Here is a 9,426-nt window from a genome sequence, read left to right as displayed (position 1 = left end):
GTGTACTTCGCCCACCCGCACTCGCCGTGGGAACGCGGCAGCAACGAGAACCTCAACCGCATCGTGCGCGAGTACTTCCCGAAAGGCACGGAAATCACCTCGGACCCGAAGTATCTGGCGATGGTGGCTTGCGATATCAACGACCGACCCCGTAAGATCCACAACTGGAAGAAGCCCTCCGAGATATTCGCCGAACTCGTTGAGCTAGATGCTTCGACCGCCTGAATTCGCCGTGCCTAGTGCCACCCTCGCGGTTCTCGTGGACTAAGGAATCGTGGAAGCCATCCGGGCGAATCGGCCGCCGGGTTGCTGGAGGGACCAGACCGGGCCGGACGACGGCGCACGGCCGCATGGCCAGGGACCTCGCCGAGCACATCAGCACCGGATCTTTGGCCCCGGATGCGCCGCTGGCGAGCGAGGCCGCGGAGATGCGGCAGTGCTGCGTCTCTCGCAACACGGCGCGGCGGGCGTGCAAGGGTGTTGTGTCCCGGCAGCTCGACCTTCGAGCGACAGCGATGCCCGGTCAGCTAGGTCATTCCTCCTCGAACTAGCCTGGCCAACGCTGTTCCGAGCTCGACCGGAACGGCGTTCCCGATTTGGCGGGCGATGGATACCTTGGCTCCACACCATTGATAGTCAAGTGGGAAGGTCTGTAGGATTGCACCTTCGGCGAGGGTGAGCGGGCGGTTTTCGCTCGGGTGGAGATAGCGTCCTTTCTCGGGCTTCACGAACTCGGTTCGGATCGTGACGGAGGGCTTACCCCAGTGCAGGCGGCCCATGACATCCAACGAGCCGGTCTTGTGCTTGCGCCAGCCCGAGGTTTGCAGTTCCCAAGGCAGGTCCGTGCGGTTTCCCCCCTCGGGGATGGCGGCGAACCGTTCAAGGGACAGCGGTTGGAAGTGGCGGGTTACATGGAGCTGAGCCGTCTTGAATGCTCCGGGGACGGAGCGGCCGTCGAAGTCGAAGATCTCGTCGGGCAGGTCGATGTGGCCCGGATCGACCGAAGCCGGGAGGCCGGCCAATGCCTGCCTGACGGTGGCGAAGCTCTCGGGTTGCGCCGCGAACCTGCCCCTGGGCTCGGGCAGGGGGTCACGGCTCGTGTGTCTGCCCAGTACGACGGCTCGCTTACGCAGCTGAGGAACGCCGAACTCGGCTGCGTTGCGGATGTAGGGCTGCAACTCGTAGTTCCGGAGCGGACCGTCGGGGCCGGTTGCGAGCTGCAGGAGGGCCCACTGCGGGGACTTGAAGAAGGCTGCGACGTTCTCGATGACGAAGTAGGAGGGCTGCACGGTCTCGACGACCCGGACATACTCGCGCCACAGGCGGTTCCGGTAGTCCAGTGGGTCCCGCCGACCGAGGTTCGAGAAGCCCTGGCATGGAGGCCCGCCGACGACGATGTCTGCCGCTGGGATCGACGACGTGGGCCAGTCCTCGATCCGTCCGTGGAAAAGGTGCTCGCGGCCGTAGTTCGCGGCGTAAGTCGCAGCTGCGGCTCGGTCTAGCTCGACCGACGCCACGACCTCAAAGGTGAAGGTGGTGTCGAGATCGCGGTTCGCATCGAGGAAACCCCTGGTCAGGCCACCACAACCCGCAAAGAGGTCGACGAGACGCAAGGCTGTCACGAGTGTAACCTAGCCGGCCGCACCGACAACCCTCCGCATGCCCGTCGGAGTGTCCTCGAACGGACTTGTGGTAGCACTCGGGACATCGTCAGAACCAGGGAGGACAGGGTGTCGAACGATCGTCCCGTGGCTTCCAGCGCCGCGGTCGCCGCGCGCATGAGAAGGGCCCGGCGCCGTGACACCGCGCCCGAGATGTTGGTCCGTAGGGAGGCACATCGGCGGGGTCTTCGCTACCGGGTCGACAAGGCGATCCCGGGGATGCCGCGTCGTCGTGCCGACATGATCTTCGCGGGTGCGATGGTGGCGGTGTTCGTCGACGGCTGCTTCTGGCACTCTTGTCCGGACCACACCAGCATCCCGCGCGCGAACCGGGAATGGTGGATCGCGAAGTTGGAGAAGAACCAGCAGCGCGACCGGACGACCGACACACATCTCCGCGAGCTCGGTTGGACGGTCCTGCGGTTCTGGGAGCACGACGATCCGGTGGCAGCGGTGGACGTCGTCGAGATGGCCGTTCGGGGTCACTGAGCGTGCAGGTCCGCCTCACGGATCGCGGCGACGGAGCCGGCCGCCTCACGTCGGATCTGCTCGCAGAGGTCGGCGTAGCCGAGGGCGTCGAACTCGATGACCGGAGCCGTCCGTAGGAGACGCTTGAGGACGTCGCGCAGCACTCGCCGGTCGGCGAAGCCGCCCTTGTCGACGCTCGGCCAGACGTCCGAGAGAGCACGGATGAGGGCTCGGCTCCCACCGAGCCCGGCCCGTCGAGCGAAGATCTGGTCGAAGTCGGCTTCGCCGAATGTTCCGATGAGGCGGTAGGGGTCGGTCTCGCTCGGCACAGCCGTGAGGTGGGCGCGCCACCACAGCCGACCCCAGACGTGTCGGGTGATGTCTGTGGCGAGGAAGCGGTCGCCGGTGGGCTCGCGGTAACGCCAGAACGACACGTCGGGCAGCACGACGAGAGCCAGGAATGCCCAGATCGGTCGGACGGACGCCTCGGCGGCGACCAGCCCCATCCGCGCGTGGAGCAGGCGGGCGATGTCGAGGTCGAAGTTGCTGTGGGAGCGGCGACGTCCGCCGCCGGGGAAACCGGCGTCCACGGCGACCTCGAGGACCCGGCCACGCAGGTTCTCGAGCTGCTCGCGGCGGACGCGGTGTCCGCCCGTCGCGGCGAACACGGCCGACGGGTGGGCGAAGGTGTGCTCGGTGGTCAGCTCCTCCACTGTGAGCTGCTGGTAGCGGTCGAAGAGTTCGGTGGCGGTGGAGTCGAGCAGTCGCGGATACAGGATGCTCATGTGCTCGCCAGCAGACCCGTGGCGTTCTGAATCCGGGTCGTGAACAGGATGGGTTCGTGCTTGCGTTCGCGGCGCAGTGCGTCGAGGTCCCGCTCGGGAAAGGTCGCAACCAGCACGGACGTGAGCAGCGCGCCTACGGTGCCGGCGGCGTAATCGTTCGCGGGGTCGAACTCGTCGTCGACGACGGCGCGTTCCACGAGGGACCGGACGACCTCGCTCTGCACGGTCGAGAGCACCAGCCGGTCCGCTTCCGTCGGATCCGCGGCGTTCTCCAGCGCGGAGGTCACGACGGGTCGTCGCTTGTTGGCGAGGAGCAGGATCGACCCGAGGGCCTGCGAGTCGAGATCCTCGCTGAGTTCGAGGTGCCACGCTGCACCGGACGGGTACCTCACCTGCTCGAAGTCGACGACGGCCAATGGGAACAGGACCGCGTCCCCCTGGAGCATCACCGAGTGCACCTCCCGCCAGAGGACACTGCCGGGACGGCTCGGTGCGGTCGCGGACGATCCCGCCTCGGCGGCTTGCAGGATCAGGCTCGTCTCGAGGTCGAGCCTCCCACCGAGCTCGTCGCCGGGCAGCTCGAAGTCGATCTCCAGCTCTGCCCCGTCGACAGCGGGCACAGGACCCTGCCAGGCCTGCCCGCGCAGCGACGAGTTCGCGGCCGCCCACACGACGGTGAGGGTGACCGCGGAACCGGCCGAGAGCCCGCAGGCTTCGCGGGCACGCAGCCCGTCCACGCGCATGGGTCGCTTCAGGTGGAGCACCGTCCCGTAGTCCCAGTCGGGTAGATCGAGCGGTAGCTCGTCGACCGAGTCGCCGGTGAGACGCAGCCACGGGCCGATGGTGACGACGTCGCCGGGTGGGCGTCGGTAGGGGTACGCGCGGCTCACGAGGAGGCGACCCCCTCGGCGCGGGTGCCGGTGACGACGAGGTCGGTGATGGTGTCCGGCACCGGCAGCACGACGAGCTCGACCTCCGACGGGCTCGCGACAACACAGGTCTCAGTCCTGCGCAGCCCCGCTTCTGTCGACCAGAACAGAACCTCGGGACGTGCCGCGCCCACGGGAGCGTCGTCCTCGCGTCCGCGTTCGCCGAGACCGACGGAGAGTCGGACCTGGAGGAGGACCGGGCCTGGCCCGGTCACCGAGAACCGCTGGGCGAGGACGACCTTTCCCTCTCGCTCGTCGACGGCCGGTTCGGTCAGCTCGGTGACCCGTACCCTGTCCCGGGGCGTCGGCGACGGACGCCCGCCGCCTCCGCTGCCGGCCCCGCGTCCGTCGCCACCCCCGGGCGAGTGGGCGTCGGGGCGGGCGAAGGCCGCGGCGACGATGCCCCCGAGAAAGTTGCTCGCGGCGCCGAGCGCTACCCCGGTCTCGGTGCGAACTGGGGCAGCTGCGGAGCCCTTGAACCGGGCGAGTTGCTCCTTGATCCGCCTGAACGTGACGTTCACGAACGTCTTGTCCTGACCGGCCAGTTGCTGGCTCACCCAGTCGTCGTGCGTCGGGGGCTCGCTGGCGGCGAACACATCGTCCAGATCGTCGGCCGCGCGGAAGACTCCCGCGTAAGCGCGGTTCACCGAACCCGTCTCCGTCTGCTCGAGGTACCGGACGACGAGCTCAGGGGAGCGCATCAGACAGATGTGGTGCGGGTCGCCCGGAACCCCCGCATATGCGGCCGCGAGGCCAGCGGAGTCAGCGGCCATGGGCAGGACGAAATCTTCCTTCACCGCGAAGGTACCGAGTTTCCGCTTCGGGCTCTTGCACTCCAGCACCTCGCCCTTTCCGTCCCGTTGCGCGCGGTAGGCCTCGACGAACATGTCCAACGGGTAGGTCTCCGCGGGGTCGGGAACCGGGAACGTCGTACCACTCGCCCGGACCTCGGCGACGAGCCGGTTGTCCCCGCGTTCGGGCAGCATGATCGGCCACAGCTGCCATGCGAGGGTGTTCGCGAGGTGCCGGGCCCCGTCGCCGACGTCCTCGAAGTCGTCGAGGTTCGGATCGAGGACGACGAGGGTGGTGCCGGTCTCGTTGTCGGCGAAGTGGAATAGGCCCAGGCTGCGGGCGACGGTGTCGGCCTCGGCACCGCGGAGCGGCTCGACGTGACCCTCCTGGACATCTCCCCACCAGTGCCGCCCGGTGAACGGGCGGGTGTCGTCGGTGGGGGTCTCGCGGCCGTCGAACGACTCCCGCATTGCGATGCCGATCAACCGGGACTCCAACCCGACGCCGGGGACGTCGGTCCGCGTGTAGACGAGGATCGTGCCTACTTTGGACATCCTGTATAGGACGGCCTTCCCGTAGCCGTAGGTGCCGCCGCCCTGGTGGGTGTCGCGCTTCTCGCCGACGTTGAGCACGAACGAGACCCAGTCGCGACGGTCGGCGGCGACTTCGTCGGCCCTGGTCGGCCCACCGAGGCCCTTCGTACCGCGGTCCACGACGGACAGCAGTCGTACGTTCGGAGTCCGGACGAGCCTGCCGATCCCGAGATTGGGTTCCCGGTTCGCAGGCGGGGTGAGCAGCCGTTCCCAGTTCGGCCGATGCGTCGGGGCCACCGTGGTGAGCTCCAGTCGGAACGACGTGGGTCTGTCACCGAGCCGCGCGTCCCACGAGTTCTGCGCCGTCTCCCGCACGAACACCGTCAGCGGGTCGACGGGCGGGCGACCGAGCTGGTTGCGAATGCCCTCGGATGCGATCGCGCCCGTCGGTGGAAACGGCTGGGACCACCAGCGTGGCGTGATCACGTCTGCTCCAGGAGAGTCTCGACGGGATCGGTGTCGGTGCGCGCTGCGACGGCCGGTGCGCTGTCGAGGTCCACGTCGTAGTCGACATGGTCGAGGCCCGCCAACTCCGCGTCTCCGGTCAGGCCTGCAGCGACGATGCGTGGGAAGCCCGGTCCGACCTCGAAGGTCCGCTGCTCGACGACCTCGAACACCCGACGCGAGTACACCTCGCGCTCCGACCGGGTGTAGCCGGCCTGCAGCAGGGCGCCGAGGAAGGTGGCCTCGTCGTCGGTGATGTCGAGGATCTCGTCGACTAGTTCGGGCACGGACCGTCCGCGGTCGGTACGCAGCCGGAACCAGGTCAGCAGGAGCCGGCCGTCACCTCCGTCGAGCTGGCCGAGGCCGTGGGCCCGGGCGGTCCGGGACTCCGGTGAGGTCGTGCTCTTCACCTCCAGGGCGGTCGTGCCGCGGTGGAAGTCCTGCCTGCTCTTCAGCGGGCCGGTCCAGAAGGCGACCGCCCCCGGGTCGCGGTCGACCATCGCCCGTACGACGGTGAGCTCGCCGAACAGGCCGGCCAGCTCCTCGGGGCCGAGCGTGTGTCTGGAGCCGGAGAGCAACGCCCGCCAGTCGGCGAGGGTTCGCCGCAGTGCGGCGACGGCCCTCTCCGGGGCAGCGGCGATCCGCTCGACCACCTCGGCGCAGAGCGCGGTGAACAGGTCACGAAGTCTGTCGTCGACCAGCGCCAGCGAGGCATAGACCCGGTAGCTGGTCTCATCCTCCAGCACCTGCCGGCGCAGTGTGACCGCGCGCCCGTCGACGTCCTCCTGCAGCGTGTGCTTCCCGTCGATGGGGACGAGCAGGTGTCGGGCCCCGGTGTTCCGGACGCCGACCAGGACCGGGCCGAACTTCGTGTCGGTATCGGTGGATGCGGTCCGGAACAGGCTGACCACGGGCCTCGCCGCGGCCGCAGACCAGAGATCCTCGAGCCGGCTGCCGTTGACGGTCACTCGTCGTCCTGGTCGAGGATCGAGAGGTCCTCCTCCTCGACGAGGACCTTCGACAGGTCCGCGCTCATGTACTCGACGTCGGAGTCCTTGTCCTCGGGGCGCGGGAACACCAGCGCCACGCCCATCACGACGTCGTCGGTCGGTGCGGCGAGCGGAACGCGACCCTTCTTGGCGGTGGGCTCGGACCACGGATCGATCGGGTACATCAGCAGGAGACCCTCGTTCGGTCGCTGCTCCCGTCGCCTCGCATCGAGCTCGGAACGCTTGGGCTGGCTGCTCGCGATGTCGAGGTCGATCGCCTCGTCGCGGCTACCGGACAGGGTCTTGATGTCCGCGACGCCGTCGAAGTCACTGTCCTCGTCGTAGGACAGCCGTGCCCGTCGGACCATCCGGACCTCGACCCCGGAACCCAGGTCGCACCGCTTCGTGTCCGCCCTGGGCTGCGAGTTGCCGATGACGCCGACGCTCCAGCGGCCGAGAGAGCCTGCGCGGACCCGCTTGCGGATGTACTCGGCGATGCGCCCGGAGTCGCCGTCCGACGAGCGCTCGTGGAACGAGTACGACGCGAGGAACTCCAGCACGTGCTCGTGCGGGACATCGGTGAACAGTGCCGTCTCGTTCCGGGCAGTCCTCGCCGACCCGTCGCGCGCGGCGCGGCACACCAGGGTCCGGGCCGCGGCGGCGTTCGCCTCCAACCAGGAGAGGCCGTTATCGGAGACGTCGAAGAAGCGCGACTCCACCAGCTGTCCGCCGTAGGCCGCGACGGCGCGGACGGCGCTGGTCATCTTGGCTTTGGCGGTGATGCTCATCTTCGGGTGCGTCCTCAGGCGCACGGCGAAGTTCCGCGGCGTCACGCCCGGGTTCATGTACCGGTTGATGTCCAGCCGCATCTCGGCTTCGACCGTGGCCAGGTGGCTGAACCAGTCCATGAGCTCGTCCGTCATCCAGATGCGGGGCAGATCCGCGTAATGATTGCGGTAGCCGAACCAGCGGCCCATCTGCAGCAGGGTGTCGTAGGCGGACACGGCGCGGACGAACAGGCTGGAGACGAGGCCTTCGAGTGTGAGGCCGCGGCTCAGCGTGTTGCCGCCGACGGCGATGGCGGTGACGGGGCCCGACTCGTAGTCGAGCCGGTCGGTGCTGCGGTAGTTGTCGATCACGACCGTCGTGGCTTCGACGACATCGGGCAGCTCGACAAGGAGGTCCTCGAACGGGACGGTGGTCTCGCCGAAGTCGGCTGCGGGCACCCGCGCCGTCTCTTTGGCCCACGTCGTCCGCAGCCGGTCGAGTAGCCCGGGGTCCTTTGTGGTCAGGCCGGTGAGCATCCGATTCTTCAGCTCCAGCAGCGGATCCTTGAACCGCTCGTGCACGGCGGTCTCGGTAGTGGTGTGGATCAGCATCGTCGAGTGCTCGTTGCCGCCGCCTCGCAACTTGCGGGCGGCAGTGGCCAGCCAGAACCACTCCACGGAGCGTCGTAGCGAGTGAGTCACGCCCGGGTAGAAGTCCGCGACGTCCTTCTTCGCCCGGGGCTTGAGGTCGTCGACCTCGTCGTCGGGGACGGTCCGGACCATGTCGAAGCCGCCGGGTAGGTCGGCCGGGTCCTCGCCGGGCAGTAGCTCACGCCCGAAGAGGATCTCGGTGCCCTGGTAGCCGATGGGCTGCGGCAGGTTGACGATGAAGTCGCGAGGGTAGAAGTCGGTCGTGTCCGCCGGGTTGATCAGCAGGTTTGCGAACGGGGTGGCCGTGTAACCGATGTAGCCGACCTTCGGGAACTTACTCATGACCTGGTGAAGTAGCGGGTTGATCTTCGCCGTGGCGACGGTGGACTGGTCGGCTTCGTCGTCGATGATCAGGGTCGGGGTCCTAGCGAGGTAGTCGCCGCCCTTGTCCAGCCAGTCGCGGAGCTTGCGGAGGACCGCGGCGTTCTTCTTGACCACCAGCAGCATGTGATGGCCCTTGGTTGCGAAGAAGACCTGCGGGTTGCCGCCCGGCGGGGTGAAGTCCTTCAACTCGGTGGTGACCTCGTGCCAGAGGTCTGGGTTGGCGTGCACGAGGTCGCCGGCGAGCCGGATCTGGGTCTGTCGACGCAGCGTGTTGTGGATGCCGGACAGCACGATGAAGAGTCGGTAGCCGCGATCCGCTGCCTTGGCCATGACTGCGGTGAAGTTCGTTGTCTTGCCGGACTGCACGAACCCCACGACGAGGCCACGGGTGCTGAACTTGTCCTGCTTGGGGTGGTCGAGCAAGGAGAGGATCTTGGTCGACGCTTCGTCGACCGACGCGATGTTGTCGGCACCGAAGTTCTTGGCCTGCAGCGACTTGACGACGGCAGGCCAGTTGCGGTCGGAGTCCTTCGGGCCCGTGTACCAGGTGGTTCGTCCATCCCGCCAGACCGACGGCGGCTGGTCGAGATTGCGAATTCTGACGGTCTCGCCTTCGTGCTTCTCCCGCACGGCCTTGATCAGAGGGGCCGGGACCATCAGGTCTCGAGCTCCTTGACGGCGTCCGCCGGTGAGCTCGTCTCGCAGTGCTTCAAGAAGACCTGGTAGGCCCGCTCGATCTGCTTCTCCGACAGTCCGTCAGCCACCCGGTTACCCCCACGTGTCCCCTTCGGATGTTCGAGAGAGTAATCAGCCAAGAGCAGCGGAGTGTTACTGGACCACTCGTGCGGGTGACCACCTGTTGCTCCTGCCTACGATGGTGGGCTCTCTGGTGGCGGTGATCCTGCGGGTCACGGTCCCTCGAGTTCCGTTCACGCTGAGAGTGGCATCTAGTACTGCAACGGC

At 67.7% G+C, this 9,426-nt stretch carries 7 protein-coding genes and 1 pseudogene; 2 read left to right on the top strand and 6 right to left on the bottom strand.

The window, feature by feature from the left end; translation table 11 throughout:
• A pseudogene (locus tag Ae505Ps2_RS32810) lies at positions 1-225 on the top strand (IS30 family transposase); the annotation flags it as partial.
• A gap of 302 nt (positions 226-527) precedes the next feature.
• Here the strand turns inward: Ae505Ps2_RS32810 and Ae505Ps2_RS26880 are convergent.
• A complete protein-coding gene (locus tag Ae505Ps2_RS26880) occupies positions 528-1,622 on the bottom strand; it encodes a DNA cytosine methyltransferase (protein ID WP_075554102.1) in 1,095 nt (364 codons plus the stop codon).
• A gap of 156 nt (positions 1,623-1,778) precedes the next feature.
• Here Ae505Ps2_RS26880 and Ae505Ps2_RS26875 point away from each other — a divergent pair, with 156 nt between their 5' ends.
• Complete coding sequence (locus Ae505Ps2_RS26875; protein ID WP_075329814.1) at positions 1,779-2,150, top strand: very short patch repair endonuclease; 372 nt, start codon at positions 1,779-1,781, stop codon at positions 2,148-2,150.
• On the opposite strand, the gene Ae505Ps2_RS26870 is transcribed toward Ae505Ps2_RS26875, so the two are convergent.
• The 5 genes from Ae505Ps2_RS26870 to Ae505Ps2_RS26850 are packed head-to-tail and all read right to left on the bottom strand — an operon-like array spanning position 2,144 to position 9,120.
• Positions 2,144-2,914: a DUF6339 family protein gene (locus tag Ae505Ps2_RS26870; RefSeq protein ID WP_075311165.1), complete on the bottom strand. Its 771-nt coding sequence runs from the start codon at positions 2,912-2,914 to the stop codon at positions 2,144-2,146. The genes Ae505Ps2_RS26875 and Ae505Ps2_RS26870 overlap by 7 nt on opposite strands.
• The gene (locus Ae505Ps2_RS26865) at positions 2,911-3,804 is read right to left on the bottom strand and encodes a hypothetical protein (protein WP_083695140.1); all 894 of its coding nucleotides are present in this window, start codon (positions 3,802-3,804) and stop codon (positions 2,911-2,913) included. The genes Ae505Ps2_RS26870 and Ae505Ps2_RS26865 overlap by 4 nt, the downstream gene beginning before the upstream one ends.
• Positions 3,801-5,654 carry a hypothetical protein gene (locus Ae505Ps2_RS26860; protein WP_075311167.1) on the bottom strand — a complete coding sequence of 618 codons (1,854 nt, stop codon included), beginning with the start codon at positions 5,652-5,654 and terminating at the stop codon, positions 3,801-3,803. Before Ae505Ps2_RS26860 ends, Ae505Ps2_RS26865 begins: the two co-directional genes overlap by 4 nt.
• Positions 5,651-6,640 carry a PD-(D/E)XK motif protein gene (locus Ae505Ps2_RS26855; protein ID WP_075554101.1) on the bottom strand — a complete coding sequence of 330 codons (990 nt, stop codon included), beginning with the start codon at positions 6,638-6,640 and terminating at the stop codon, positions 5,651-5,653. The genes Ae505Ps2_RS26860 and Ae505Ps2_RS26855 overlap by 4 nt, the downstream gene beginning before the upstream one ends.
• Positions 6,637-9,120 (bottom strand): Z1 domain-containing protein, encoded by a 2,484-nt coding sequence (locus tag Ae505Ps2_RS26850; RefSeq protein WP_139320218.1) that lies wholly within the window; start codon positions 9,118-9,120, stop codon positions 6,637-6,639. Before Ae505Ps2_RS26850 ends, Ae505Ps2_RS26855 begins: the two co-directional genes overlap by 4 nt.
• Between the last annotated feature and the right edge of the window lie 306 nt (positions 9,121-9,426).

Source organism: Pseudonocardia sp. Ae505_Ps2, from assembly GCF_001932425.1.
Classification (GTDB): domain Bacteria; phylum Actinomycetota; class Actinomycetes; order Mycobacteriales; family Pseudonocardiaceae; genus Pseudonocardia.
The sequence above is the reverse complement of the archived record's forward strand: the minus strand, read 5'-3'. Positions and strand labels throughout refer to the sequence as shown.

Excerpts from the sequence above, each read along its gene's own strand:
- Ae505Ps2_RS26875 (WP_075329814.1), top strand. The coding sequence starts at position 1,779 with ATGAGAAGGGCCCGGCGCCGTGACACCGCGCCCGAGATGTTGGTCCGT.
- Ae505Ps2_RS26870 (WP_075311165.1), bottom strand. The coding sequence starts at position 2,914 with ATGAGCATCCTGTATCCGCGACTGCTCGACTCCACCGCCACCGAACTC.
- Ae505Ps2_RS26850 (WP_139320218.1), bottom strand. The coding sequence starts at position 9,120 with ATGGTCCCGGCCCCTCTGATCAAGGCCGTGCGGGAGAAGCACGAAGGC.